General features: G+C 62.4%; 26 protein-coding genes. 17 read left to right on the top strand and 9 right to left on the bottom strand.

The features are described 5' to 3' along the window. The 5 genes from hpaE (at position 1) to N7568_RS10895 (ending at position 4,795) form a co-directional block, all read left to right on the top strand. On the top strand, positions 1-1,512 hold the full coding sequence (gene hpaE, locus N7568_RS10875) for a 5-carboxymethyl-2-hydroxymuconate semialdehyde dehydrogenase (protein ID WP_144652317.1): 1,512 nt from the start codon (positions 1-3) through the stop codon (positions 1,510-1,512). Positions 1,513-1,616: 104 nt separating this feature from the next. Next, entirely contained in the window at positions 1,617-2,714 is a 1,098-nt protein-coding gene (gene hpaD, locus N7568_RS10880) for a 3,4-dihydroxyphenylacetate 2,3-dioxygenase (protein WP_257370733.1), read from the top strand. A 3-nt stretch (positions 2,715-2,717) separates the two neighbouring features. Then, complete coding sequence (gene hpaH, locus N7568_RS10885; protein WP_261609841.1) at positions 2,718-3,503, top strand: 2-oxo-hept-4-ene-1,7-dioate hydratase; 786 nt, start codon at positions 2,718-2,720, stop codon at positions 3,501-3,503. Further along, on the top strand, positions 3,488-4,291 hold the full coding sequence (locus tag N7568_RS10890; RefSeq protein ID WP_261609842.1) for an HpcH/HpaI aldolase family protein: 804 nt from the start codon (positions 3,488-3,490) through the stop codon (positions 4,289-4,291). Before hpaH ends, N7568_RS10890 begins: the two co-directional genes overlap by 16 nt. Before the next feature lie 81 nt (positions 4,292-4,372). Continuing rightward, positions 4,373-4,795 (top strand): hypothetical protein, encoded by a 423-nt coding sequence (locus tag N7568_RS10895; protein ID WP_261609843.1) that lies wholly within the window; start codon positions 4,373-4,375, stop codon positions 4,793-4,795. On the opposite strand, the gene N7568_RS10900 is transcribed toward N7568_RS10895, so the two are convergent. Together N7568_RS10900 and N7568_RS10905 are read right to left on the bottom strand one after the other, a co-directional pair. Beyond that, complete coding sequence (locus tag N7568_RS10900; RefSeq protein ID WP_261609844.1) at positions 4,796-5,152, bottom strand: nuclear transport factor 2 family protein; 357 nt, start codon at positions 5,150-5,152, stop codon at positions 4,796-4,798. It abuts the gene before it with no gap. Between the two features lie 46 nt (positions 5,153-5,198). Beyond that, positions 5,199-5,765: a hypothetical protein gene (locus N7568_RS10905; RefSeq protein ID WP_261609845.1), complete on the bottom strand. Its 567-nt coding sequence runs from the start codon at positions 5,763-5,765 to the stop codon at positions 5,199-5,201. A gap of 309 nt (positions 5,766-6,074) precedes the next feature. On the opposite strand from N7568_RS10905, the gene N7568_RS10910 reads away from it, so the two are divergent. Both N7568_RS10910 and N7568_RS10915 read left to right on the top strand, forming a co-directional pair. Further along, positions 6,075-7,283: an aspartate transaminase gene (locus N7568_RS10910; protein WP_261609846.1), complete on the top strand. Its 1,209-nt coding sequence runs from the start codon at positions 6,075-6,077 to the stop codon at positions 7,281-7,283. A gap of 21 nt (positions 7,284-7,304) precedes the next feature. Further along, complete coding sequence (locus tag N7568_RS10915; RefSeq protein ID WP_026548509.1) at positions 7,305-7,979, top strand: 4-carboxy-4-hydroxy-2-oxoadipate aldolase/oxaloacetate decarboxylase; 675 nt, start codon at positions 7,305-7,307, stop codon at positions 7,977-7,979. Between the two features lie 225 nt (positions 7,980-8,204). Here N7568_RS10915 and N7568_RS10920 read toward each other — a convergent pair whose 3' ends face one another. After that, positions 8,205-8,426 carry a hypothetical protein gene (locus N7568_RS10920; RefSeq protein WP_261609847.1) on the bottom strand — a complete coding sequence of 74 codons (222 nt, stop codon included), beginning with the start codon at positions 8,424-8,426 and terminating at the stop codon, positions 8,205-8,207. 124 nt (positions 8,427-8,550) lie between these two features. Continuing rightward, positions 8,551-9,495 (bottom strand): LysR substrate-binding domain-containing protein, encoded by a 945-nt coding sequence (locus N7568_RS10925; protein WP_261609848.1) that lies wholly within the window; start codon positions 9,493-9,495, stop codon positions 8,551-8,553. A 332-nt stretch (positions 9,496-9,827) separates the two neighbouring features. On the opposite strand from N7568_RS10925, the gene N7568_RS10930 reads away from it, so the two are divergent. From N7568_RS10930 to N7568_RS10950, 5 genes are all read left to right on the top strand, one after another. Continuing rightward, complete coding sequence (locus N7568_RS10930) at positions 9,828-10,616, top strand: LamB/YcsF family protein (RefSeq protein ID WP_261609849.1); 789 nt, start codon at positions 9,828-9,830, stop codon at positions 10,614-10,616. Between the two features lies 1 nt (position 10,617). Continuing rightward, a complete protein-coding gene (locus N7568_RS10935; protein ID WP_261609850.1) occupies positions 10,618-11,340 on the top strand; it encodes a 5-oxoprolinase subunit B family protein in 723 nt (240 codons plus the stop codon). After that, on the top strand, positions 11,337-12,350 hold the full coding sequence (locus tag N7568_RS10940; protein ID WP_261609851.1) for a biotin-dependent carboxyltransferase family protein: 1,014 nt from the start codon (positions 11,337-11,339) through the stop codon (positions 12,348-12,350). Before N7568_RS10935 ends, N7568_RS10940 begins: the two co-directional genes overlap by 4 nt. A gap of 55 nt (positions 12,351-12,405) precedes the next feature. Then, positions 12,406-13,746, top strand: coding sequence for an MFS transporter (locus N7568_RS10945; RefSeq protein ID WP_261609852.1), 1,341 nt, complete (start codon positions 12,406-12,408; stop codon positions 13,744-13,746). Positions 13,747-13,828: 82 nt separating this feature from the next. Next, positions 13,829-14,578, top strand: coding sequence for an SDR family oxidoreductase (locus tag N7568_RS10950; protein WP_159732412.1), 750 nt, complete (start codon positions 13,829-13,831; stop codon positions 14,576-14,578). Positions 14,579-14,961: 383 nt separating this feature from the next. Here N7568_RS10950 and N7568_RS10955 read toward each other — a convergent pair whose 3' ends face one another. The 4 genes from N7568_RS10955 to purB all read right to left on the bottom strand — a co-directional run bounded on the left by N7568_RS10955 (position 14,962) and on the right by purB (position 18,579). Then, positions 14,962-15,396: an acyl-CoA thioesterase gene (locus N7568_RS10955; protein ID WP_090824227.1), complete on the bottom strand. Its 435-nt coding sequence runs from the start codon at positions 15,394-15,396 to the stop codon at positions 14,962-14,964. Positions 15,397-15,485: 89 nt separating this feature from the next. Beyond that, positions 15,486-15,989 (bottom strand): GNAT family N-acetyltransferase, encoded by a 504-nt coding sequence (locus N7568_RS10960; protein WP_261609853.1) that lies wholly within the window; start codon positions 15,987-15,989, stop codon positions 15,486-15,488. A gap of 183 nt (positions 15,990-16,172) precedes the next feature. Then, entirely contained in the window at positions 16,173-16,829 is a 657-nt protein-coding gene (locus N7568_RS10965) for a histidine phosphatase family protein (protein ID WP_261609854.1), read from the bottom strand. 343 nt (positions 16,830-17,172) lie between these two features. Next, on the bottom strand, positions 17,173-18,579 hold the full coding sequence (gene purB / locus N7568_RS10970; RefSeq protein WP_261609855.1) for an adenylosuccinate lyase: 1,407 nt from the start codon (positions 18,577-18,579) through the stop codon (positions 17,173-17,175). Positions 18,580-18,779: 200 nt separating this feature from the next. Here purB and N7568_RS10975 point away from each other — a divergent pair, with 200 nt between their 5' ends. Then, entirely contained in the window at positions 18,780-19,091 is a 312-nt protein-coding gene (locus N7568_RS10975) for a hypothetical protein (protein ID WP_261609856.1), read from the top strand. Beyond that, positions 19,091-20,440: a hypothetical protein gene (locus tag N7568_RS10980; RefSeq protein WP_261609857.1), complete on the top strand. Its 1,350-nt coding sequence runs from the start codon at positions 19,091-19,093 to the stop codon at positions 20,438-20,440. Before N7568_RS10975 ends, N7568_RS10980 begins: the two co-directional genes overlap by 1 nt. Before the next feature lie 47 nt (positions 20,441-20,487). On the opposite strand, the gene N7568_RS10985 is transcribed toward N7568_RS10980, so the two are convergent. Then, positions 20,488-20,916, bottom strand: coding sequence for a phage holin family protein (locus N7568_RS10985; RefSeq protein ID WP_261609858.1), 429 nt, complete (start codon positions 20,914-20,916; stop codon positions 20,488-20,490). 72 nt (positions 20,917-20,988) lie between these two features. Here N7568_RS10985 and N7568_RS10990 point away from each other — a divergent pair, with 72 nt between their 5' ends. From N7568_RS10990 to N7568_RS11000, 3 genes are all read left to right on the top strand, one after another. After that, the gene (locus N7568_RS10990) at positions 20,989-22,107 is read left to right on the top strand and encodes a histidinol-phosphate transaminase (protein ID WP_261609859.1); all 1,119 of its coding nucleotides are present in this window, start codon (positions 20,989-20,991) and stop codon (positions 22,105-22,107) included. A 150-nt stretch (positions 22,108-22,257) separates the two neighbouring features. Then, positions 22,258-23,451 carry a pyruvate dehydrogenase (acetyl-transferring) E1 component subunit alpha gene (gene pdhA / locus N7568_RS10995; protein WP_261609860.1) on the top strand — a complete coding sequence of 398 codons (1,194 nt, stop codon included), beginning with the start codon at positions 22,258-22,260 and terminating at the stop codon, positions 23,449-23,451. Then, positions 23,451-24,431, top strand: a complete 981-nt coding sequence (locus tag N7568_RS11000) for an alpha-ketoacid dehydrogenase subunit beta (RefSeq protein ID WP_261609861.1) — start codon at positions 23,451-23,453, stop codon at positions 24,429-24,431. Before pdhA ends, N7568_RS11000 begins: the two co-directional genes overlap by 1 nt. The last annotated feature ends 42 nt before the right edge of the window (positions 24,432-24,473 follow it).

Here is a 24,473-nt window from a genome sequence, read left to right on the forward strand (position 1 = left end):
ATGACGACCTCAGTAGAGACCGCCAAGCACTACATCCCCGAGAACCTGCCGTCCCACATCCAGCACTTCATCAACGGCGAGTTTGTCGATTCGGTATCCGGCAAGACCTTTGACGTCCTGGACCCGGTATCCAACGGCAACTACGCCACGGCTGCTGCCGGCCAGAAAGAAGATATCGACCTCGCCGTCGCCGCGGCCCGTGAAGCGTTCGTCAATGGCCCGTGGCCGAAGATGAAGCCGCGCGAACGCGCCCGGGTGCTGAACAAGATCGCCGACGCCGTCGAGGCCCAGGAAGCACGCCTCGCCGAACTCGAAACCTTCGATACCGGCCTGCCGATCACCCAGGCCAAGGGCCAGGCGCTCCGAGCCGCCGAGAACTTCCGCTTCTTCGCGGACCTGATCGTTGCCCAGTTCGACGACGCCATGAAGGTCCCCGGCTCGCAGATCAACTACGTGAACCGGAAGCCGATCGGCGTCGCAGGCCTCATCACGCCGTGGAACACCCCGTTCATGCTGGAGTCCTGGAAGCTCGCCCCGGCCTTGGCCACGGGCAACACCGTGGTTCTCAAGCCCGCTGAGTTCACCCCCTTGTCCGCGTCTCTCTGGGCACAGATCTTCAAGGACGCCGGCCTCCCGGACGGTGTGTTCAACCTGGTCAACGGCCTGGGCGAAGAAGCCGGCGATGCCCTGGTGAAGCACCCGGACGTGCCGCTCATCTCCTTCACGGGTGAGACCACCACGGGCCAGACCATCTTCCGCAACGCCGCAGCCAACCTCAAGGGCCTGTCCATGGAGCTCGGCGGCAAGTCCCCGTGCGTCGTGTTCGCCGACGCCGACCTGGATGCCGCGATCGATTCGGCACTGTTCGGGGTCTTCTCCCTCAACGGCGAACGTTGCACCGCCGGCTCCCGCATCCTGGTGGAGCGGGCCATCTACGACGAATTCTGCGAAAAGTACGCCGCCCGGGCCAAGAACATCGTGGTGGGCGATCCGCACGATCCCAAGACCCAGGTGGGTGCGCTCGTCCACCCCGAGCACTACAACAAGGTGGCGTCGTACGTGGAGATCGGCAAGTCCGAAGGTCGGCTCCTGGCCGGCGGTGGCCGACCCGACCATCTGCCTGAAGGCAACTACATCGCACCCACGGTGTTTGCCGACGTCGCGCCTGACGCGCGGATCTTCCAGGAGGAGATCTTCGGTCCCGTCGTGGCCATCACGCCCTTCGAGAACGACGACGAAGCCCTCGCCTTGGCGAACAACACCAAGTACGGCCTGGCGGCCTACATCTGGACCCAGAACCTCACCCGGGCCCACAACTTCTCCCAGAACGTGGAGGCCGGCATGGTGTGGCTCAACAGCCACAACGTCCGCGATCTCCGGACCCCGTTCGGTGGCGTGAAAGCTTCCGGGCTGGGTCACGAGGGTGGCTACCGCTCCATCGATTTCTACACCGACCAGCAGGCCGTGCACATCACGCTCGGATCCGTTCACACCCCCAAATTCGGCGCCTAAACTCGGAGTTTTTGTACAGATAACGCCCCTAAAACCCGTTCTAAAGGGCCGTACCTGTACAAAAACTCCATCCAAATGACCCCTTTCAACGAAGAGAGAATCCCATGAGCAACCCGTTTACCGGCCCCATCCCCACCCCGACCGTTCCTGCGCCGGACATCGTCCGCTGCGCCTACCTGGAACTCGTGGTCACGGACCTGGCCAAGTCCCGCGCGTTCTACGTTGACCTCCTTGGCCTGCACGTCACCGAGGAAGACGAGAACACCATCTACCTGCGCTCCTTCGAGGAGTTCATCCACCACAACCTGGTCCTCCGCAAGGGCCCGGTCGCCGCCGCTGCCGCATTTGCGTACCGCGTGAAGTCCCCGGCCGAGGTCGACGCCGCCGAGGCCTACTACCGCGAACTGGGTTGCCGGGTTGAGCGCCGCAAGGAAGGCTTCACCAAGGGTGTGGGCGATTCCGTCCGTGTGGAGGACCCGCTGGGCTTCCCGTACGAGTTCTTCTACGACGTAGAGCACGTGGAACGCCTCACCCAGCGCTACGACCTCTACTCCGCCGGCGAACTGGTCCGCCTGGACCACTTCAACCAGGTCACCCCGGACGTCCCGCGCGGCCGCAAGTACCTGGAAGACCTCGGCTTCCGCGTCTCCGAGGACATCAAGGACTCCGACGGCGTCACGTACGCCGCGTGGATGCACCGCAAGCAGACTGTGCACGATACCGCCCTCACCGGCGGCAACGGACCCCGCCTCCACCACATCGCCTTCTCCACGCACGAGAAGCACAACATCATCCAGATCTGCGACAAGATGGGCGCCCTGCGCATCTCCGACCGGATCGAACGCGGCCCCGGCCGCCACGGCGTGTCCAACGCGTTCTACCTCTACATCCTTGACCCGGACGGCCACCGCGTGGAGATCTACACCCAGGACTACTACACCGGCGATCCGGACAACCCCACGGTCACCTGGGACGTCCACGACAACCAGCGTCGCGACTGGTGGGGCAACCCCGTGGTCCCGTCCTGGTACACCGAGGCCTCCCTGGTCCTGGACCTGGACGGCAACCCGCAGCCCATCATCGAACGCGAGGACAAGTCCGAAATGGCCGTCACCGTGGGCGCCGATGGATTCTCCTACACCCGCCCCGAAGGCGCATCCGGTGAAGCTGCAGAGGGCTTCAAGCTCGGGGCGCAGGTCTAAGCCATGTTGGACGCGAAGACGATCGAAGCCATTGCCGACGAATTGCTCGAGGCCGGCCGCTCCCGTACGCCCGTTCCTCGGTTGACTGCCCGCTACCCCGACATGACGGTGGAGGACTCCTACGCCGTGCAGCAGTTGTGGATGCGGCGGAACGAGGAAGCCGGGCGCACGTTGGTGGGGCGCAAGATCGGCCTCACGTCCAAGGCCATGCAGGCCGCCACGGGCATCACCGAGCCGGATTACGGTGCCATTTTTGATGACATGGTCCTGGAAACCGGTTGCTCCGTGGAGTGGGACAAATACACGCATCCCCGGGTTGAGGTGGAGCTCGCGTTCGTGCTGAAGTCCGGTCTCAAGGGGCCAGGCTGCACGATTTTCGATGTCCTCAACGCCACCGACTACGTGGTTCCGGCCCTCGAAATCCTGGACTCCAGGATCGAAATGGAGGGCCGGACCATCGTGGACACCATCTCGGACAACGCCGCGATGGGCGCCATGGTGGTGGGTGGACGTCCGGTGCGGCCGGACGCCGTCGACCTCCGTTGGGTCTCCGCCATCCTGTACAAAAACCAGACCGTGGAGGAGACCGGAGTGGCGGCTGGGGTACTCGACCACCCCGCCAACGGAGTGCACTGGCTGGCCAACAAGATCGCCGCGCACGGTGACTCGATGAAGGCCGGGGACATCATTCTGGCGGGCTCGTTTACCCGACCACTGTGGGTGTACAAAGGGGATACAGTGCACGCGGACTACGGACCGTTGGGAGTTGTGACATGCCAATTCGACTGAGCCCCACCTTCTACTCGGCCCTCTCTGAGGCCGGCCGGCCGCTGGCTGGCATGTGGGTCTGCTCCGGCAGCCCACTGGTCGCCGAGATCTGCGCCGGATCCGGTCTGGACTGGGTACTGATCGACGCCGAGCACAGTCCCAACGGCCTCGAATCGATCCTCGCCCAACTCCATGCCGTCAGCGGTTACCCCGTACAGGCCATGGTCCGTCCACCGGTCAACGACACCGTGGTCATCAAGCAGTACCTGGACCTCGGTGTGCAGAACCTGATGATCCCCATGGTGAACTCGGCCTTTGATGCCGCGACTGCGGTTGCTGCTGTCCGCTACCCGCCGCACGGTGTTCGCGGCGTCGGATCCGCACTGGCCCGTTCCGCTCGCTGGAACCGCGTCCCGGACTACCTGGCTTCCGCCTCGGAGACCATCAGCCTCACCGTTCAGATCGAATCCGAAGCTGCGGCATCAGCGGTGGAGGAGATCCTGGCCGTCGACGGCGTGGATGGCATCTTCCTGGGCCCCTCGGATCTCGCAGCATCCATGGGCCTGCTGGGACAGCAGGAAAATCCCTTGGTGAGGGCCGTCGTCGAGCATTGTCTTGAAGCCGCGAAAGCGGCTGGGAAGCCGGCCGGCGTGAACGCCTTCAATGAGTCAACCGCCCGGGCGTATCTCGACGCCGGTGCCTCCTTTGTGCTGGTCGGCGCCGACGTAGCGGTGCTGGCCCGCGCGTCGGAAGGGTTCGCATCAACGTTCATTCCCGTGTCTGAAACGGCTGAGCGCGAAAGCTACTGACCTGTTCTTGTCCTCGGTAGACGGTGGGCTAGGCTCGATGGAACGAGAGCCTGAGGGGGCAGAGCCGTGAATCGTCGTGGGTTGGTTGTAATTGCCGTAGTTGCTGGGCTCGGACTGGCCGGTTGTTCGTCGCCGACTGGCCCGGACGTCCTGGCACGGGAAGCGACGGCCGAGGACGAGCTTCCGGAGACCGTGAGCCTTATCAGTGTGGATACGGACATCAAAGCGGGGTCAGCCCGACTGCTGGCGACCCACGACGATGTGGAGTACTTCGCGGCCAAGAGTTCCACTGGCGGGTCTGCCTGCTTGATTTCGGTGCCTGTAGGACTCCCGGGGCGGTGGAGGGCGGGATGCGCAGCGGTAGCGACTGGTGAGGACATCGTCACCCTGACTAACTTTGACGATTCACAAGCGAAGCTCATCAACGACGGCGTGGATGCCGGCCAGTCGAAATACGACGGCTGGACCCAGGTCCACCCCAACCTCCTGTATAAAACCCGCTAGCTATTTGCGGGCCATGTACCACTCCGTGAACTCGCGTGCCCGGCCGTCCTCAGCGAAGCGGATCACCCACAGATTGTCGTAGGTGGGGTCCCCGTTCAGATACGTGGTGAGGCCTTGGACGAAGGCAGTATCGCCTTCCCTGCCCAGGAGCGTCCACTCGAAGGTCCAATCCTCGGGCTTGTCACCGGCGTCGGCCCACCCTTTGACGATCTCTTCGTGGCCGTTCCAAGGTTTTGAGGTGTTGGGGCGGTCGTTGTAGACGGCGTCCTCGGTGAAGAGTGCCCTGATTTCCCCGGGGTCATTCGAGGTCCACGCGCGTTCGTACTGATCCATCCAGGAGTTCACGTCGTTGGTCATCTACCCGTTCTACCCTGCTGCTGGGCCGGGTTCAACGGTGTTGGGTTCAACGGGTGGGCAGCCAACGGTCCTGGTCCGGCCGGGGAATGCCCCGCGCTGCCCGGCGGATGTGGTCCGGAGTGAGTCCGGTTAGCGAGGCGAGCTCCAAGTCATCGCAGACCTGGTTCCGGAGGGCGATCACAATCAGTGCCTCGCGGCGTTCAGTGATCTGCTCCCGGTGGCTTTCCGCTGCCTTCAAAGCCTCGCTCTTCGCCGTCAAAGCAGCCACGTGCGCATCGCGGGGGAGGCCGCTCGGATGGAGATCGTCATAAGCCAAAGCGATGGTCCTGACTGATTTCATGTTCTCCCCGGTGGCCGCTGAAACAGTGGCGATGGTGAGCCCGTCCTCAATGGCCTGGGCTATCAGCTCGTTTCTGGCCGAGGTCAGGTTCCGGATAGCGCTGGCCGCGTGCGAGATGAGCTGCCGATGAACTCCCAGCGCGTGCGCCAGCGTTGCGTGTTCCGTGTGTTCCTGTGCTTGCGGGCGCTGTGCCTTGGCCCTGTAGGTGTACCTTCCAGTGGCTGAGAGGCCCTGCGCGGAAACGGCGGGGGCTGAGCGGGTTCGGGGTGGCATAGGGCTCCCTTTTCGGTTCGGAACAGGTCCTTGTGATCCCTCGAATGTAGGCGTCGTTGGCCCGGGTGAGGAAATACCAATACCGCGTGAACCCATAAGCAAAGTGCATGGAAGAAGTGCCCTAAGGGGCGTCATTACGTATATTGCGCGCCAAATGAGTGCTGAGATCCCATAGGACGATCTGCGTCATAAGGCCCCCTTATAGATCCACGCACATTAGGTCTTATCCACAGCGCTCACGGATCCCTAGTCTCGAAAAAGGGGACATACGAATCCGCATGTCCTGAGTTCCACATTCCTGGAGGAGACATGTCCGACTACCTGCCGGCGTCGAGGGTCACCCGCATCAAGTCCTCAGCGAGCGTCGCCGCGGCCGCCCGCGTCCGCGAACTGAAAGCTGAAGGCATCCCGATCATCGACCTGACCGTCGGCGAGCCGGACTTCGACACCCCGGACCACATCAAAGCCGCCGCCATCGAGGCGATCAACAACGGCGAGACCAAGTACACGTCGGTGACTGGCACGCCGGAGCTGCAGACCGCCATCCTGCGCAAAATCGAGGGCCACACCGGCCACCATTATGGGCGAAACCAGCTGACCATCGGCGGCGGAGCCAAGCAGGTCCTGTACGTTGCCCTGATGGCATCCCTTAATGCGGGCGATGAAGTGATCGTCCCCGCGCCGTACTGGGTTTCCTACCCGGACATGGTTCTCGCCAACGACGGCACTCCTGTGATCGTTGCCTGCGGCGAAGATACGGGCTTCAAGCTCACCCCGGACGCCTTGGCTAAGGCCATCACACCGAAGACCAAGTGGCTCATCCTCAACGCGCCGTCCAACCCCACCGGCGCCGTGTACACCCGCGAGGAACTGCAGGCACTCGGTGCGGTCCTTGAGCAGCACCCGCACGTCTTCATCCTTACGGACGAGATCTACGACGAAATCCACTTCGGCGACGGCCGCGTCACCAGCCTGGTCACCGCCGCGCCGGTTCTCAAGGACCGCATCCTGCTGGTCAACGGCGTCTCCAAGGCGTACGCCATGACGGGCTGGCGGCTCGGCTACGGCGTGGGACCGGCTCCCCTGATCGCCGCCATGAACAAGCTGCAGTCGCAAACCTCATCCTGCCCGTCGTCCATCAGCCAGGCTGCCGCCGTAGCGGCGTTGAACGGCGACCAGACTTTCGTCCGCGACAGTGTGGAGGTGTACCGCAAGCGCCGGGACGCCGCCGTCGACGGTCTCAATGCCATCAACGGCCTGTCCGTCGCGCCGGCGGAAGGCGCCTTCTACGCCTATGTGAACTGCAGCGGCGTCGTCGGGAAAACCGCGCCCGACGGCACAGTCATCGAGAACGACCAGGACTTCACGCTCTACCTCCTGAACGCTGCACGCGTCGCCGTCATCCAGGGGTCGGCCTACGGGCTGGGCCCCTACTTCCGGATCTCCTTCGCCACCTCGCTGGAGACCATCAACGACGGCGTGGACTCCATCCGCGATGCCGTCAACGCCCTGTCCTAGCCCCACAGAAAGATCCCTGAAATGATCCACGTCAAGACCAAATTCGAGCGCCCCGATGCCGACGTCGTCAGCCGTCTCGCTGCCTTTTCCTCCGCCACTATCCACGAAGCCCAGGGCCGCCGTGGCGCGCTGAGCTCCAAGATCAAGCCGATAGACCGCTCCATGTCCTTCTGCGGCCCGGCCGTCACGGTCGCTTGTGCCCCGCAGGACAACCTCATGCTCCAAGTGGCCATCCACTACGCACAGGCCGGCGACGTGGTTCTGGTCGGTGCGCAGGAAATGGCCGAAGCCGGCACGTTCGGCGACGTCCTGGGCAATGCCATGAAGGCCAAGGGTATCGCCGCGATGGTCACCGATTCCGGCGTGCGCGACACCCAGGACCTGATTGAACTCGGCCTGCCCGTCTTCTCCGGCAGCGTCAGCATCAAGGGCACTGTCAAGGAAACCCTCGGCCCCATCAACCACCCGATCGTCTTCGGCGACGAAATCATTTATCCCGGCGACATCCTCCGCGGTGACGCTGACGGCGTGGTGGTTGTCCGCCGCGAGGAGGCAGAGGAAGTCATCGCACTGTCCCAGGCCCGCGACGACCACGAGCGCGAACTCATCAAGCTCTACCATGACGGGGGCAACACCATCGAGCTGTGCGGCCTCACCGAGAAGCTCAAGGAGAAGGGCTTGCTGGTCGAAGACTAAGGGTTTTTGTCAGGACCGGTCGCCGTCGTAGACGGCGGCCGGCCCTTTGGCGTGCTGTCTTGCCTATTCGTGGGCACGGTCACGTGGGCACCCCCACTTAGGCACCCCCACTTGGCACAGCAAAGGCGCCTTGCCAGGGGCAGGGCGCCTTATGGTGGTGGAGCTTTGGTGAAGGTACGACGGCGGGTGGCCGGGTTCGTGGGGTTCGGCCGGGCCCGCGTGGGCTCAGTCAAGCCCTGAGTGTCCCGGCCGCGTGTCCACCAGATGCCATTCGATGCTGCTGCCGGCGTGGGCGGGCATCAGGCTGCCTTCGAAGACGAAGAGGGGTTCACCGATGCCGCCGCCCGGACGCCAGAATCCGTTCCGTGGGCAATGGAATCCGGTTCGTGCGCTGACTGTTCCGCGGGTTGGATTTGATACCCATCCGGCTGTGTTGATCTTTTTCACCGTTGTTTCCTTTGAACTTGCCCATGGAATCCGTGAGCTGGTTTCGAATTGTTTGTTAATTCGATATTAGGAAATTAATACGGTCTTGAATAAGACCAAAGCTGTCTGTCCGGATAAGGCTTTGTTATGGATGGGCCGGGAGTTGCACGGGGTCGGTCCCGTACTTGTTGATCAGTTGCTGATGCAGCATCTCCTTGACCACCAGCAGCACGGCAGACGCAGCCTCGGACAGTGGCTCGTGGTCCGGGGTGCAGAGGGCGATCTTGCTCTGCAGTCCGGGTTCCACGATCCGCAGCACCTTGAAGTCCTGGTCCGGGAAGAGCGCATCCGCGGCCGACTTGGGCAACACCGTGCCGCCGAGGTTGGCGCGGATGAGCCTTGTCAGCGAAGGAACGGATTCCACTTCGCCCACCAGCTTCAGGGGAAGGTCCTGGTCCGCCAGGCCCTTCTCGATGAGTTGACGCAGCGTGTGGTTCTTCTCCGGGAGGAACAGCCCCACGGTGCTGGCTTCGGCAAGGGTGATGGTGTCCCTGCCGTGGTTGATGTCCACATCAGGGTGCACCACCAAGTGGAGGTCTTCCACGATCATGGTGGTGAACTGAACTCCGCGGATCTTTCCAGGCTCATAGATCAGAGCCATATCGAGGCGGCCGTTCTTGATGGCCTCGCTCAGTACGCCGCCGAAAATCTCCGTCAGATGCACCACAATATCCGGGTAGCGGCGGCCCACTTCACTGATGATCTGGGGTGTCAGGCTCGAGGCCATGCTGTACGGAGCGATCGCGATGGACACCCTGCCGGAGGGGGCTGCGCCGGAGGACGCGACGTCCTGCCGTGCCTGTTCCACCAGCCGCAGGATCGACTGCGCGTGGCGGTAAAGCGTGTGCCCGGCCGCCGTCGGTTCCACTCCCTGCTTGCTGCGGATCAGGAGGCGTTGCTTGAGGTCGTTTTCCAGTGCAGACACCTGCTGGCTGAGGGCCGGCTGGGCAACATGGAGGGCTGCCGCTGCCTTGGTGATGCTCCCCGAATCAACGATCTGCACGAAGTATGAGAGCTTCCGCGTGTCCATGGATGTACCTTCCTGGAGAGCCGTGCCCCGTGGGTGGAAAGTCCCCTTGGGTGGCAGGTCCCGATGTTCAAATATAGACGCATCGCCCAGCGGGCAGTCCCTGGGACCCATGCCACAGGGTGGGGTGGCGCAGGTCATAACGGAGAGCTATCACGGGATAGCTATTAGGTCTTTGTGCAACGTACTTGACCGGTGCAAGACTTTTAGGACGAACTTCAGGCAACGCTTTGGATTCCATCCAGCGGCTGTCTTTTCCCGGAAATTCCATGGTGCCCAGTAAATGGCCTTTGCGAATTTCCCCATCAAATGCAGGACCACGGAAAGAGAACCACGTGAAACCGATCATTGATCTTGTAGCGGATCTTGGAGAGGGATTTGGCGCCTACACCATCGGCGACGATTCCGAACTCCTGGAGATCGTCACAAGTGCCAATATCGCTTGTGGTTTCCACGCCGGTGATCCGGACATCATGGCGGCCACCGTCGCCCAATGCGTACGCCGCGGAGTTGGCATCGGAGCCCACCCGAGCTTTCCGGACCTGCGTGGTTTCGGCAGGCGCGACATGGGCCTCACTGCCAGCGAGGTTCAGAACGACGTTGTGTACCAATTGGGTGCGCTGAACGGCTTCGCAGCCTTCCAAGGAACCAAGGTCACGCACCTGGCACCCCACGGCCGGCTCGGCAACCTGGTCGCTGTCCGCGCTGACTACGCCCGGGCCGTCGCTGACGCCGCCGCCCGCGTAGACCGCGAGCTGATCGTGGTGGCGCAGGAAGGTGAACTGGCTGTCGCCTCACGGGCTGCCGGGCTTGACGTTGCCATCGTCGGCATCGTGGACCGTGCCTACCAGGAAGACGGCACGCTGGTTCCCCGCAGCCAGCCCGGCGCCGTGCTCCACGACGCCGCAGAAATCGTTGAGCGGACCATCCGCATGGTGGTTGAGGGCAAGATCCGCTGCGCCAACGGCGCGGACCTGGACATCGACGTCGACACCCTCCTCCTGCACGGGGACAACGCCGGGGCAGTTGACCTGGCACGCAAGATCCGTGCAGAGCTCATCTCAGCCGGTGTGCGGATTGCCCCGGTGGCCGAGGTCATGGACGCAAAGAAGAAGGTGGCCTGACATGTCCGTGCTCACAGCGGCCTCCACCGAGATCTACGAATCCGGGGACTCGGCACTGCGCGTCGTGGCCATCTCGGAGACCAGCGAACACAACTGGCTGACCGTCCACGGACTGGCCGACTGGTTGGAAAACTGCGGAGCCGAAGGTCTTCATGGAGCCGTTCCCACCTACGATTCCGTGCTGGTGGAATTCGACCCCATCCTGGTTTCCGCCCGGCAGGTGCGGGCCTTCGTGAAGCTCGGGCTGCTGGAACTCGGCCACACCGGGGAATCCGCACATGCACCCCGCGAGTTCGATGTACCCGTGGTCTACGGCGGCGAATACGGCCCGGATTTGGAGCGCGTTGCTGAGCACCAGGGAATCTCCGTGGAGGAGGTCATCCGCCTCCACACCCACAAGACCTACACCGTGCGTTGCCTAGGTGCTCCGGCTGGTTCTCCCATGATGGACGGCCCCGCTTTCCCCAAGCCTGTGCCCCGCCTCAAGGATCCCAGGCTCAGCGTTCCTGCCGGTGCCGTGGCAGTTGCCGGTCGTCAAGCAGTCATCGCTCCGGCGGTGGCTCCCGGCGGATGGTGCGTGATCGGCCAGACGCCGCTTTCAGTCTTGAACATCCGTCGCGAACCGCTGGTTCCATACAAGCCGGGCGACATCCTGCGGTTTCGGCAAGTCGGTCCTGAGGATTTCAACGAATTCTTGGGCATGGAACTGGAGCCCCTGCCATGAGCGGCGGAATCCTGATCCAGCAGCCCGGCAACTCCGTTGTCACGGACCTCGGCCGTTTCCGTGGACCCCGCTTCGGGCTTCCAGTTAATGGCGCCCTGGACCAGTACTCGGCCCGGGCCGCCAACATCTTGGCTGGAAACCTGGACAACGACCCCCTGGTGGAGATCACCGCCCTCGACTTCCGGATGAAGGCCAACTCGGACATCCTGATCGCCGTCACCGGTGCGCCGCTCACGCTGACAGTAGGAGGTCGCCCGTCCAGTCAGTGGGAACCTGTATCCGTGAGAGCAGGAGAAACCGTCTCCATCCGCGGAATCCACCGCGGCCTCCGTGCCTACGTGGCCGTCCATGGCTCCATCGAGGCAGAGACGTTGCTCGGCAGTGTAGCCCCGGACACCGTGGTGGGTTTCGGGCTTCAGCTGAAGGAAGGAACCATCCTCCTCAACCGCAGGAGCGTTGGCCCGGTTCGTCAGCCGTATTTCGATCTTCCGCTTTTCCGCCTAGGCCTTGAACGGCCCCGGATGGACTCAAACTTGTTGGTCGATGTGACCGACGGGCCGGACGTCGCCGAGTTCGGCGAATCCGGTGAACTGCTCTATACCTCGGAATACGCCGTCAGCGGCCGCAGCAACCACATCGGCCTGCGGCTCGGCGGGGAACTTCCGGAAAGAACCTCAAGCGGCGAAGTCCTTTCCCGCGGAGTGCCAGTGGGCGCCGTCGAGGTTCCCTCAAGGGAAGAGCTGCTGGTACTGCACCGGGGCCGCGGCGTCACCGCCGGGTATCCCGTCCTCGCAGTAGTCACCAGCACCGGACTGGATGTCCTGGCCCAAGCGCGGCCAGGGGACAAAGTCCGTTTTCGGAAAACCACAGTGGCAGAAGCAACTGCCACCCATAGGCGCTCGCGGACCCAACTTGAAACCCTCCGCGAATCCGTCAACACCGTCTTCGGACTCCTCGGCATCGGATGCCGTCCCCAGTGGCAGGACCTACCAGTTGCGGCATGCAGCTAAAACCCTGTCGTCATACCAGTAGGCGTTGCTACGCTCATCCCAGTAAGGAAAAGTCATGACCGCAAGCACCAACGCTGCGCCAGTGCAGCATGAGCGGCTCACCAGCCGCCAAACCCGCAAGGTAGTCACCGCAGGTTGTGTTGGCATCTTCGTGGAACTGTACGACAACGGCATTTTCGCCTTCATGGCGGGAACACTGGCCCTCGTCTTCCTCGCGCCGGGCAACCCGGACAACGCACTGCTCTTCGTGTTCGCCGGTTACGCTGTCTCGTTCTTCGTCCGCCCGCTTGGCGCCGTGGTGTGTGGGTACCTCGGAGACCGGATCGGCAGGCAAAAGCTCCTGGTCTTTGTCATCCTCCTGATCAGTGTTGCCACTGCCGGTATCGGCTTGCTGCCTCCCTATGCGGCCATCGGCGTTGCGGCGCCAATCCTCTTGGTCCTGCTGCGCCTCATGCAGGGCTTCTCCGTTGGTGGCGAGGCTGCCGGCGCCATGACGTTCCTCGCTGAGCACGCTCCCGAAGGCAAGCGCGGCATCATCACCTCCTACGCCCAGATCGCCTCCTTCGCAGCACTGCTCACCGGTACTTTGGTCGCTTTCTCCATGTCGCCGTGGCTCACTCAGGCAGCGATCGACGGCGGCGGCTTCGGTTCGTTCGCATGGCGCATTCCGTTCTTGGTCGCCATCCCCATGGGCATCATCGGCTGGTATATCCGAAAGGCCATCAGCGACACCCCCAACTTCGAGAAGCTGAAGGAAGAGGGCGGCCTCTCCAAGAACCCGCTCAAGGAAGCTTTCCAGTCCAAGGAGCACCGCCGTGCCATGCTCCTGGCACTCTTCATCCCGCTGATGAACGGCTCCGGCTACTACGTTCTGTTCTCCTACATGCCCACGTTCCTCAAGGGCAAGCAGCTGAACTTCACCATCGGCGAAGCCCTCCTGGTCACCGCGTGCAGCCTGGTTGTCATCTGCATCGCCATCCCGTTCATGGGCGCCCTGTCCGACCGTATTGGCCGCAAGAAGGTGATTGCCGGCTCGGCCATCGCCATGGCAGTCCTCGGTATCCCGTCCTACGCCCTGATTGCCACTGGCGAGATGGGCATGGCCATCCTGGGCGCCTGCATCATGGCCATCGTCTTCGCCGGCCACACAGCAGTGATCCACATCCTGATCGTCGAACTGTTCCCCACCCGTGTCCGCTACTCCGCCTACGGCCTTGGCTACAACATCTCTTCGGCCCTCTTTGGCGGCACGGCACCGCTGCTGATGACCTGGCTGATCGGCAGCACCGGCAACATCTACATGCCGGCCTTCTACGCAGTCATTACCGCGCTCGGCACGCTCATCGCGGTCAGCACAGTCAAGGACCGCGCCCACGAACCGCTGCGCGACGCCTAGCCCTACCCACACAGTGAAGTGCGCCGGGCTTCCAAGCCCGCCGCACTCTGCCCCACCGATTCCCCACCTTCTGGAGAACCCAATGTCTTTTTCTGACTACACCACCGCCCTCGTCACCGGAGCATCAACCGGTATGGGTGCAGCCATCGCCGAGCGGCTTGCCAAGCGCGGCCTGACCGTACATGCCGTTGCCCGCAACGAGGAACGCCTCGCCGAACTGGCCGACCGCACCGGAGCCATCCCGCACGTAGTGGACCTGACCGACACAGCCGCGCTGGCCGCCGTCGTGAATGACCTCAAGGTGGACGTCCTGGTGAACTGCGCCGGGGTTTCCCGGCCGGGGAACATCCTGGATTCGTCCGAAGAGGACATCGACGAACTGGTGGACGTGAACCTTCGTGGCCTGCTGCAGCTCACCCGTCTGGTCCTGCCGGGGATGGTGGAGCGCGATCTCGGCCACGTCATCAACATCAGCTCCATCGCCGGTGTCTACAACTTCTACGGCCACACGGTTTACCACGCCACCAAAGCAGCCGTGCACCAGATCTCCCGCCAACTCCGGAACGACACCGTGGGCAAGCGCATCCGCGTCACCGAGATCTGCCCGGGCCGGGTGGAGACAGAGATCTTCGGCCGCAACCTGGGCGGCACGCCCGAGGCCATGGAAGAAGCCTGGCAGACCTACTACGAGGGCTACGAGTCGCTCACTACCGACGACATCGTTAACGCCTTGGACTACGCCATCGAAACGCCGCGCCACGTGAACGTGGGCATGCTTGAACTCATGCCGACGTTCCAGGTACCCGGCGGGCTGACGTTCGACCGCCGCTGACTGTCCCGATTCAGCAGCCCCAAGGTTCCGGTGGCATCACTCCCGTCACCGGAAATACAAGCTGGCGGCCGCGTCCATCGCGGCCGCCAGCACCCGTTTAACCGCTGTTTTACGAGTGAAAGCCACAACCGATGAGAAGGGCACTGTGCCTCGCCGACCGGAGGGACTGGGACGCTGAGGACTTCGATAACCTCGACGAATATCGTCAAGAGCACAGGCGGCAACAATTGGTCTGCCTGGCCTGTGGAGGAAAGGCGATGTTCCGCACGGCAGGTACTGGACGCAGGGCGGCGTTCAGCGCGAGGCATACCGCCGATTGCTGCCTGAACTCCCGGACCTGGACCGTCTTCCGATACTTGCAGTAGCGTCCGACGCCGGCCGGTTCAGTCTTCGTCGAGCGTCTCGGTCAGGTGATGTGTGGGGATGCGGTCGCGGTCATACGTGATTTCCGTGTAGCCGTGGGGCTGCGGGCGGCCGTCGGAGCCCAGGTTCACGAAGACAATTTCCTCGATGGTCAGAATGGCCTGCCGCGTAATCATGTTTCGGACTTCGGCGCGCATGGTCAGGGACGTGCGGCCGAAGCGTTTCGCGGTCAGTCCCATCTCGATCAGGTCCCCTTGCACAGCGGAGCTCACGAAGTTGATCTCCGAAATGTACTTGGTGACGGCGCGGCCGTTGCCCAATTGAAGGATGGCGTAGATCGCAGCCTCTTCATCGATCCACTTCAGCAGGCTGCCACCAAAGAGTGTGCCGTTGGCGTTGAGGTCCTCGGGCCGCACCCATTTGCGAGTGCGAAAGGTGATGTCTGCTTTTTCCATAATCCGAGATTATCGAACTGGCGCAACCTTCGCTTGATGTTGCGCCGCGGTTCCACCGCCCCTATGCCACCACCTCTACAGGCACGGTCCTAGGCCATCGCCGTGTGCGAAGCACTGTGGGAATCGAGCCGCTTGGAGTAGCAATAGGAATCGTCGACGCCCACATACGGGCCGAAGTTCGGCACTGGAGCGAAACCTGCGCTCTCATAGAAACTTCGACCGTCCGACTGGGCCGACCCTGCCTCGGCCGCGATCACGGTGAATCCGTGGGAATGCGCTTGAGCTTCGAGCGCTGCCAGGATGGAGCTTGCGACTCCCGAGCCCCGGGCGTAGGGGACCACATACAACCTCTTGATCTCGGCTGTCTTCTCGTCAAGCATCCTCAGCCCGCCGCATCCCAAAGGCTGTCCCGAGCATTTCTCGTAGGCCACAACAAAAACTGCGGTGTCCACTTCAGTCGGAGGAGGTCCGGATTCATGATCCGTGCTTCCGAACCGGGCGTCGAGTTCTGCCTGCTGCGCGGCCCGGAGGTCCGCACCCACGGGGTTGGCCCACGTGACCTGCCGGATGTTGAGCCGTGGGTTGGTCTGCATCTGTGCCTCATTTCGCCGTGAATCGGAGAGGTGTCTATGCGTCTTTAGCCTACGGAGCTGCGGTTACCGTGGTGTTTCCTGCGCGTAAGCTTCGGGAGAATTGCTGGCTGCCCCTGCGTTGTGGGGCCAGCTCTGTGTCCCTCGGAATCAGTCCGGGGCGCACCGTGGACCTCGCAACATGCCCTACAGTGCCTCGCCTGTGGGGTCCTCGGCAGTCTGGTCCGCAAGGGCTTTGCCGCCCACTGGGATCTGGTCCCAGTGCAGCACCTTCCAGCCCTTTTCGGGATCGCCTTCCAGAGCCACGATTCCGGTGTTCGGGAGCTGGTGCGTTTGGGCGAAGACGGTGTCAATGTCCGTGGCCCTCCTGCCAGCCCAGCAACGAATTGCCGCGCCGTGACTGACGATCGCGGCCGCTGAGTGGCCTGCGGCTGCAACTTTCTCCACCGAAGCATCGAAACGGGCAAAGAAGTCGTGCCCGTTGAAGGCTCCCGGCATGCGAACATCAAGGTCACCGTCCGTCCAGGCGAAGACAGTGCTCATGTAGCGCATGTGGGACTCGTGGTCTGTCTTCTTTTCCAGTGCACCGGCTTCGATTTCGTGGACGCCATCCAGGATAGTTGGCTCCAATCCTGTGGCTTGTGCCAGCGGCGCCGCAGTGTGCTGGGTGCGCAGCAACGTGGAGGTGTAGAGCGCCTCCACGGCTTCATCGGCCAACGCTTCCGGCAGGGCCCCAGCCTGGCGTTCACCGAGTTTGGTCAGCCCCGGTCCTGGAAATGCCGTGTCCAACTGGCCCGCCACGTTGCCGGGTGTTTGTCCGTGCCTGATCAACAGGAGCTTCATGGGTGCTCCGCTCCTCACGTCGTAGCTGGTGGGGGTTGGACGCGCTGCGCTCCAGCCCGGATACCTCCACCCAATCAGTCGCTGAAGCAGAGGAACAGCCAGACACGCCGTGTCTCGAGGTCCCGCCCGAGCTGGGCAAAGGAGGTGGGTGGGCAAAGCAGGTGGGAGGAATGTGCTTTCGTCCACCTGATTAAGCGCCGACGGCAGGGGTAAACCCCGACGGCGGGCCGAGGCACCCAGCCCGGCCCGCCGTCGTCGTCGTCAAGCGACCTGCACTTTCAAACGATCTGTACTTTCGATCGACCCGTACTTTCGAGCGACCTGCACTTTCAAACGATCTGTACTACTGCAGGTGGTCCACCAGTTTGTTGGCGATGCCCGTGTACTTGCCCGGGGTCAGGGCAAGCAGACGTGCCTCGGCGTCGGCGGAGAGTCCGAGGCCCTGCACGAATTCCTGCATACGGGCACCGTCAACACGCTGGCCGCGGGTGAGGTCCTTGAGGCGTTCGTAGGGGTTCTCCATGCCTTCGACGCCGGCGATGGCTTCGGCGCGCATGACCATCTGAATGGCTTCGCCCAGCACTTCCCAGTTGGTGTCGAGGTCGCCGGCGAGGACTTCCTCGGCGACGTCAAGAGCCTTCAGGCCCTTGGCGACATTGGAAATGGCCAACAGCGAGTGGCCGAAGGCGACACCGATGTTGCGCTGCGAGGAGGAATCCGTGAGGTCGCGCTGCCAGCGGGAGGTCACCAGTGTGGCGCCCAGGGTGTCCAGGAGGCCGTTGGAGATTTCCAGGTTGGCTTCAGCGTTCTCGAAGCGGATCGGGTTGACCTTGTGCGGCATGGTGGAAGAACCTGTGGCTCCGGCAACCGGGATCTGGCGGAAGTATCCGATGGAGATGTAGCTCCAGATGTCCGTGCAGACGTTGTGCAGGATGCGGTTGAAGCGCGCGATGTCGGCGTAGAGCTCGGCCTGCCAATCGTGGCTTTCGATCTGCGTGGTGAGCGGGTTCCACGTGAGGCCCAGTCCTTCCACGAACGTCTTGGCGACGGCTTCCCAGTCAGCACTTGGGACGGAGGCGACGTGCGCTGCGTAGGTGCCGGTAGCGCCGTTGATCTTGCCCAGGAATTCGGTCTTGGCGATGCGTGCCAGCTGGCGGTTCAGGCGGTGCGCAATGACAGCCAATTCCTTGCCGAGCGTGGTCGGGGTGGCGGGCTGGCCATGCGTGCGGGAGAGCATCGGCACAGAGCGGTTTTCTTCCGCCATGGCTTCGATCTGCTTGACCAGGGCGGTGGCGTTGGGAAGCCACACGTCCTCCACGGCACCCTTGATACCTACGGCGTAGGAGAGGTTGTTGATGTCCTCTGACGTGCAGCCGAAGTGCACCATGGCCGTCAGGTTCTCGATGCCAATGGCCGGCAAACGACGGCCGATGTAGTACTCAACAGCTTTGACGTCGTGGACCGTCACGGCTTCGATCTCGGCGAGTTCGTTGACCGATGCGGCGTTGAAATCGGTAACGATGGCACGCAGCTGTGCAATTTGCTCATCAGAGAGCGGACCGGTGCCGGGCAGCACGGATTGGCTGGTGAGGTGGATGAGCCACTCAACTTCAACGTGAACGCGATCGCGGTTGAGCGCGGCCTCGGACAAGTAGTCCACGAGGGGCGCGACGGCGGCGCGGTAGCGGCCGTCAAGGGGGCCAAGGGCGAGAGGTTCGGAAGCGAGGGACACGCGAGGGGATTCAGCCATGGTGCCTATTCTTTCATGCTCCGCCCGAGGGCTGGGAGTTGGTGACAGCGCTATGTGGACGGTCCGTTTGGTTATCCACATAGACGACGGCGGCGCTTCCGTCCGGTTCCGGCACTCCGTAGCGTCGTAGCTACCGATCACCAGATCAATCAATCACCAGATCGAAACATTCACCAGAACAAACAATGGAGTACTCGGACATGAGCGTCGGCTTGATGACTGCAGCCAACCCGCCCACCTTCGACCCCCTGGAATGTGCTTCCCGAAGTCACGAAGTCCAGCGGCTCGCCTGGCGTATTAAGGCCTGCGTAGACCAAGCGGACACCGTCCTTGCGTCCCTGAGGCGGGCGCAGATGGATCACTGGCTCTCTCCCGCGGGGCGCGCCTACCGCACAACCATTGCCATGCAGGCATCGGCGCTGATGCGGGCCCGGGAGTCGTTGGATGTCGCCGTTGCCTTGGTGCTCCGTCACTCCCAAAACGTGTCCGTCTCGAGCGAAAGGGGTCCCTGATGTCTGATTCAGCCCCTGTGGGGGCAGGTGCAGCACCACAGCCCTTGCCTCCGGCCCCCGACGGAATTCTCCACATCAGGGGTGGAATTGGCGGGATGACATTCCAGCTTGAGGAGCTCCTGCGGGGCGCCAACCAGCTTGACGGCATGGTCCAGCAGCTCCTTGATATCGAAGCAGAAGCACGCCGGGTTCAGGAAGAGTTGGAACCGTTCCTCTACGACTCCTACGGCACTGGCTGCAACGCCATCAATGCGGTGGCGGAGAGCCGGAAGGAAGTGGGGCGGGTGCGCCATGACTTGGTGGGAGTCAGTGCAAGCGTGCGGGCCAGCCACCGGGACTACACGGAGACGGAGGCAAAAAATGTTCTTCCGCGGGTCCTGACTCTGGACGAGATGAGGTTGAGCACGTCGATTTGGCCCCCGAGCCGGGAGGTCGCGCACAATCTCGCGACGATGGTCCTTCCCTTCTGGGTGGGTTCACGGGGCGTCATTCGAGGCCTTCTGGAATCGCCGCTACGTCCGGACATGCGGCCAAGACCCGTGAGTATCGAGAGGACTAACGATTCGGTTGAGTACGTGGACCCGTCCATGGCGGAAAGCCTCCGGCGTCTCGAGAGGCTGCATGCCCGGAACGACGGTGAAATTGAGGTCATTCAATTCGATAACAACGGGTCTCCCTCATGGATGGTCCTGATTCCGGGAACCCAACCCAAGTCACCCACCACAAATCCCCTTGATGTTCAGGGAATCGGTGAAGCGCTTGGCTACGACTCTGAAGACGTCGTTCCAGCCGTTGGCCAGGCGCTCCGTGAGGCGGGTGCTGTGGCCGGGGATCCAGTGGTGGCAGTGGGGCACAGCCAAGGTGGTGTCCATGCCATGAATCTCAGCCGGGACAGGGCTTTTCTCAGTGGGTTCGACCTCAAGTACGTGCTGACGGCTGGAGCTCCTGTTGGTGGCATCACTGCTGAGCCCGGCATCAGTTCACTCCATTTGGAACACATTCAGGACTGGGTCCCGGGAGCAGATGGCCGTATGAACCCCGATACAAAGGACAGGGTGACTGTGACCCTGACGGACGAAGTCAGGGCACCCGACGGGGAAGACCCGGGCCTAGGGCCGGGACATGACCAGGAGAACTACGCGGCAGGAGCAGAGTTGGTTGCCGCCAGCCATGACGAATCACTGTTGGCTTCAACTGCTGCGTTTGCGGGTGTTGTGGGTGCAGGCGGGGTGTCCAAGGTGACTCGGTTCAAACTGGAAAGGGCGCCCATGCAAGTCCGGTCATCGGGGGTACAGCCTGCTTCGCCCCCAATTGTCCGGGACACGAAGGCGGACGCTGGGACCAGATGACGTTGGGACTTGATAAGGCTTCAACTGCGGAGGACGTAATCCTTCCGCTACCGCTTGCGCGCACCCGGAATGAGGCCGGCCACCATCGAAATGATGCTGATGATGATCGAGGCCAGGATGGCCGTCCAGAAGAAGGAGTCGATGGTGAGGTGCACTGGCGTGAAAGTGCTCAGCCACGCGGTGAGGTACAGCATCGCGGCGTTGATCACGATGGTGAAGAGTCCAAGAGTCAGGATGGTCACCGGGAGGGAAAGTAACCGGACCAAGGGCCGCGCAAAGGCGTTGACCACTCCGAAGATGAGTCCGATGAAGAGGTACGCCAGGACAATTCCTGCGGTGTCCGCGCCTTGTGTAAGTCCAGCATTGGAGGCGGCCGTTTCGGTGGCAGTCGTGGAGATATCCATGCCCTCCAGCAGCCAGGTAGCCACCCAAAGGGCAAGCCCGTTAATCAGGACGCGAATAATGAATGAACCCATGCACCCATGGTTCCACACGCACCTGTTAAACAGCTCAGCGATAGCCGTGTGGAGACAAGTAGGCTTGAAGCCATGACTACTACTGACAACGTACCGGAGGGCGTACTCCCTCGCCCGGTCGTGGACAGGCTCCCCAAGTATGCAGCAGGCAAACCGCCCGTCGCGATTGAGGGCCTCACCAGCTACAAATTGTCGTCCAACGAGAACCCGCTGCCTCCGATCCCTGCAGTGTTGCAGGCAATCGCTGACCAGTCCGATATCAACCGCTACCCGGATCCGCTCGCGACCAAGCTGCGGACCGCCCTTGCAGGCTTCCTTGGTGTCCCCGCTGACGACGTCGTCACCGGTGCCGGCAGTCTCGGAGCACTGAACCAGATCCTCGCCACCTTCGCCGGGCAGAATGATGACGGCAAAGCTGACGAAGTCATTTACGCCTGGCGTTCCTTTGAGGCTTATCCCATATGTGTTGGTCTTGCCGGTGCCGCCAGTGTGCAGATTCCGTTGTTGGCCGACGGGCGCCACGACCTTGAGACCATGGCCTCGGCGATCACCGTGCGCACCAAGGTCATCCTCCTCTGCACCCCGAACAACCCCACCGGACCGATCCTTACTGCGGAGGAAACGGAACGCTTCATTCAGGCCGTGCCGCCCAACGTGGTGGTGGTCATCGATGAGGCTTATCAAGAATTCGTTCGTGATGCTGAGGCCGTGGACGGCATCAAGCTCTACCGCAAGTACCCCAACGTGATAGTGCTGAGGACCTTCTCCAAGGCCCATGGACTGGCTGGACTGCGCGTTGGCTACAGCGTCTCCGGTCCCTTGCTGACCCAACACCTTCGTGTGACAGCCACTCCGTTTGCCGTCTCCCAAATCGCGGAACGCGCCGCCGTGACATCCATTGAGAATTTCGATCAGGTTGTGGAAAGGGTACAAAGCCTGGTGGAGGAGCGCGACCGCGTTACGGCTGGCCTGCGGGCTTTGGGTTGGTTCGTGCCGGAAGCCCAGGGCAACTTCGTTTGGTTGAATCTTGGCGAGAACAGCAGCGAATTTGCGGCACTGGCCGCACAACAGGCCCTGTCAGTCCGGGCGTTCGGAAATGAGGGCGTTCGAGTCAGCATCGGTGAAGTTGAAGCGAACACCCGATTCTTGAATCTCTGTGCAGGTTATACAAATGCGCCGCTGGGTTCCTAGCGGTTAACAAATGCGCCAACCTTACTTACTGCCGATAAAGTAAGGGACGAAAGCCAAAAATATGCCCGTTCCGGAATGCATTCCGGAACGGGCATATATCCCAGCGACAGACATTGCCCGGCACCCCGCCGTGGCAAGCAAGGAGACGGAATGGGCTCGACACAACTGCCCCCCGGGACGGAAGAAACTCTCGCGGCAACCTCCGCGGCAGCAGCCGCGCCAGGCGAACCGGTGGAAATGGTTCAGTTGCTCGGCCCTGACGGAAAACTGGGCACCGATCCGGTGTTCTCGGATTACGCCAAGCGCATTGATCCTGAAAAGCTGCGTGTTTTCTATACGGACATGGCCAGAATCCGTCGATTCGACCAGGAAGCCACCGCGCTGCAGCGCCAGGGCGAACTTGCACTGTGGGTGCCGTTGACCGGCCAGGAGGCAGCGCAGATAGGTTCCGGCCACGCGAGCCAACCACAGGACTACATCTTCCCTACCTACCGCGAACACGGTGTTGCGCTGGTCCGCAATGTTGACCTCGCCGAGCTGCTCAAACAGTTCCGTGGTGTCTCCAATGGTGGCTGGGATCCGCGGGAGAACAACTTCCACCTCTACACATTGGTCCTTGCAGCGCAGACACTCCACGCGGTTGGTTACGCCATGGGTATCCAGCGGGACCAGAAGCTCGCAGCCGCCACGGACTCCAACGATCCCAAGGCTGCCGTCATTGCCTACTTCGGCGACGGCGCCAGTTCCGAGGGCGACGTCCACGAATCCATGGTCTTCGCTGCTTCCTACGACGCCCCGGTTGTGTTCTTCTGCCAGAACAACCACTGGGCCATTTCCGTACCCACGGAAGTCCAGACGAAGGTTCCCTTGGCCAACCGCGCCAAGGGGTACGGGTTCCCTGGAATCCGCGTGGATGGTAATGACGTCATCGCCGTCCACGCCGTCACGGAGTGGGCCCTGGAGCATGCCCGGGAGGGCCGCGGCCCCGTCCTTATCGAGGCGTATACCTACCGGGTTGGTGCGCACACCACCGCCGATGATCCCACCAAGTACCGGGAATCCGCCGAGGAAGCTGCCTGGCGGGAGAAGGATCCGCTGGACCGCTTGGAGAAGTACTTGCGCGCTGAAGGGCTTGCCGACGAGGCCTTCTTCGATCAGGTGAAGGCTGACGGCGATGAGCTGGCCAAGTACGTCCGCAGCACCACGCATGGCCTGGAGGTTCCGGACATCCGGGACGCGTTCGGCAGCGTCTACGCCGAACAACACCCGCTGATTGCGGAGGAACTGGCTTGGTTCGAGGAATACTCGGCAGGCTTCGAAAGCGATGAGGAGACAGCTAACTGATGGCAACCATGACCATTGCGAAGGCCATCAATGAGGGTCTCCGCGCATCCTTGACGAGCAACCCCAAGTCCCTGCTTATGGGTGAGGACATTGGACATCTGGGCGGGGTCTACCGTGTCACCGACGGCCTCATCAAGGAGTTCGGCGACGAACGCGTCGTGGACACACCCTTGGCAGAGTCAGGCATCGTGGGCACGGCAATCGGCCTGGCCCTGCGTGGGTACTCACCGGTGTGCGAGATCCAGTTTGACGGCTTTGTCTATCCGGCCTTCAACCAGATCACCACACAGTTGGCCAAAATCCACTCCCGCAGCCTCGGCAAGCTCACCGTTCCTGTGGTCATTCGGATTCCGTATGGCGGCGGAATCGGCTCGATCGAGCACCACTCCGAGTCCCCTGAAGCATTGTTCGCCCACACCGCCGGACTGCGCATCATTTCGCCATCCAACGCCCACGATGCCTACTGGATGATCCAAAAGGCCATCGAGTGCAAGGATCCCGTCATCTTCTTCGAACCCAAACGCCGCTACTGGCTTAAGGGTGAGGTGGATGTCGAGAACGCCGGCCTTTCAGAGGACCCCTTCAAGGCGCACGTTGTCCGCGAAGGTACCGACGCCACCATCGTGGCCTACGGACCGTTGGTGCCGGTTGCGCTTGCGGCCGCAAACGCTGCGACGGAGGACGGGCGAACCATCGAGGTCATTGACCTTCGCTCCATCTCGCCCTTGGACTTCGACACTGTGGAAGCGTCGGTCAAGAAGACTGGCCGTTTGATCGTTGCCCATGAGGCCCCCACCTTCGGAGGCATCGGAGGCGAGATCGCAGCGCGCATCAGCGAGAGGGCGTTCCTGCACTTGGAAGCCCCGGTGATCCGCGTGGGCGGCTTCCACATGCCTTACCCCGTAGCCAAGGTTGAAGAGGACTACTTGCCGGACATCGACAAGATCCTCGAAGCGCTCGACCGCTCCCTGGCCTACTAAACCGCCCTGATCCTGCCCGGCTTCGCTGCCAGGTAACCGGAA

Origin of the sequence: Paenarthrobacter aurescens (assembly GCF_025421775.1) — a bacterium.
GTDB lineage: Bacteria > Actinomycetota > Actinomycetes > Actinomycetales > Micrococcaceae > Arthrobacter > Arthrobacter aurescens_B.

What these genes read in the sequence shown, in the direction of transcription:
- hpaE (WP_144652317.1), top strand. Translation starts at nt 1, where the DNA reads ATGACGACCTCAGTAGAGACCGCCAAGCACTACATCCCCGAGAACCTG.
- hpaD (WP_257370733.1), top strand. Translation starts at nt 1,617, where the DNA reads ATGAGCAACCCGTTTACCGGCCCCATCCCCACCCCGACCGTTCCTGCG.
- hpaH (WP_261609841.1), top strand. Translation starts at nt 2,718, where the DNA reads ATGTTGGACGCGAAGACGATCGAAGCCATTGCCGACGAATTGCTCGAG.
- N7568_RS10890 (WP_261609842.1), top strand. Translation starts at nt 3,488, where the DNA reads ATGCCAATTCGACTGAGCCCCACCTTCTACTCGGCCCTCTCTGAGGCC.
- N7568_RS10900 (WP_261609844.1), bottom strand. Translation starts at nt 5,152, where the DNA reads ATGACCAACGACGTGAACTCCTGGATGGATCAGTACGAACGCGCGTGG.
- N7568_RS10905 (WP_261609845.1), bottom strand. Translation starts at nt 5,765, where the DNA reads ATGCCACCCCGAACCCGCTCAGCCCCCGCCGTTTCCGCGCAGGGCCTC.
- N7568_RS10910 (WP_261609846.1), top strand. Translation starts at nt 6,075, where the DNA reads ATGTCCGACTACCTGCCGGCGTCGAGGGTCACCCGCATCAAGTCCTCA.
- N7568_RS10915 (WP_026548509.1), top strand. Translation starts at nt 7,305, where the DNA reads ATGATCCACGTCAAGACCAAATTCGAGCGCCCCGATGCCGACGTCGTC.
- N7568_RS10925 (WP_261609848.1), bottom strand. Translation starts at nt 9,495, where the DNA reads ATGGACACGCGGAAGCTCTCATACTTCGTGCAGATCGTTGATTCGGGG.
- N7568_RS10935 (WP_261609850.1), top strand. Translation starts at nt 10,618, where the DNA reads ATGTCCGTGCTCACAGCGGCCTCCACCGAGATCTACGAATCCGGGGAC.
- N7568_RS10940 (WP_261609851.1), top strand. Translation starts at nt 11,337, where the DNA reads ATGAGCGGCGGAATCCTGATCCAGCAGCCCGGCAACTCCGTTGTCACG.
- N7568_RS10945 (WP_261609852.1), top strand. Translation starts at nt 12,406, where the DNA reads ATGACCGCAAGCACCAACGCTGCGCCAGTGCAGCATGAGCGGCTCACC.
- N7568_RS10950 (WP_159732412.1), top strand. Translation starts at nt 13,829, where the DNA reads ATGTCTTTTTCTGACTACACCACCGCCCTCGTCACCGGAGCATCAACC.
- N7568_RS10955 (WP_090824227.1), bottom strand. Translation starts at nt 15,396, where the DNA reads ATGGAAAAAGCAGACATCACCTTTCGCACTCGCAAATGGGTGCGGCCC.
- N7568_RS10960 (WP_261609853.1), bottom strand. Translation starts at nt 15,989, where the DNA reads ATGCAGACCAACCCACGGCTCAACATCCGGCAGGTCACGTGGGCCAAC.
- N7568_RS10965 (WP_261609854.1), bottom strand. Translation starts at nt 16,829, where the DNA reads ATGAAGCTCCTGTTGATCAGGCACGGACAAACACCCGGCAACGTGGCG.
- purB (WP_261609855.1), bottom strand. Translation starts at nt 18,579, where the DNA reads ATGGCTGAATCCCCTCGCGTGTCCCTCGCTTCCGAACCTCTCGCCCTT.
- N7568_RS10975 (WP_261609856.1), top strand. Translation starts at nt 18,780, where the DNA reads ATGAGCGTCGGCTTGATGACTGCAGCCAACCCGCCCACCTTCGACCCC.
- N7568_RS10980 (WP_261609857.1), top strand. Translation starts at nt 19,091, where the DNA reads ATGTCTGATTCAGCCCCTGTGGGGGCAGGTGCAGCACCACAGCCCTTG.
- N7568_RS10985 (WP_261609858.1), bottom strand. Translation starts at nt 20,916, where the DNA reads ATGGGTTCATTCATTATTCGCGTCCTGATTAACGGGCTTGCCCTTTGG.
- N7568_RS10990 (WP_261609859.1), top strand. Translation starts at nt 20,989, where the DNA reads ATGACTACTACTGACAACGTACCGGAGGGCGTACTCCCTCGCCCGGTC.
- pdhA (WP_261609860.1), top strand. Translation starts at nt 22,258, where the DNA reads ATGGGCTCGACACAACTGCCCCCCGGGACGGAAGAAACTCTCGCGGCA.
- N7568_RS11000 (WP_261609861.1), top strand. Translation starts at nt 23,451, where the DNA reads ATGGCAACCATGACCATTGCGAAGGCCATCAATGAGGGTCTCCGCGCA.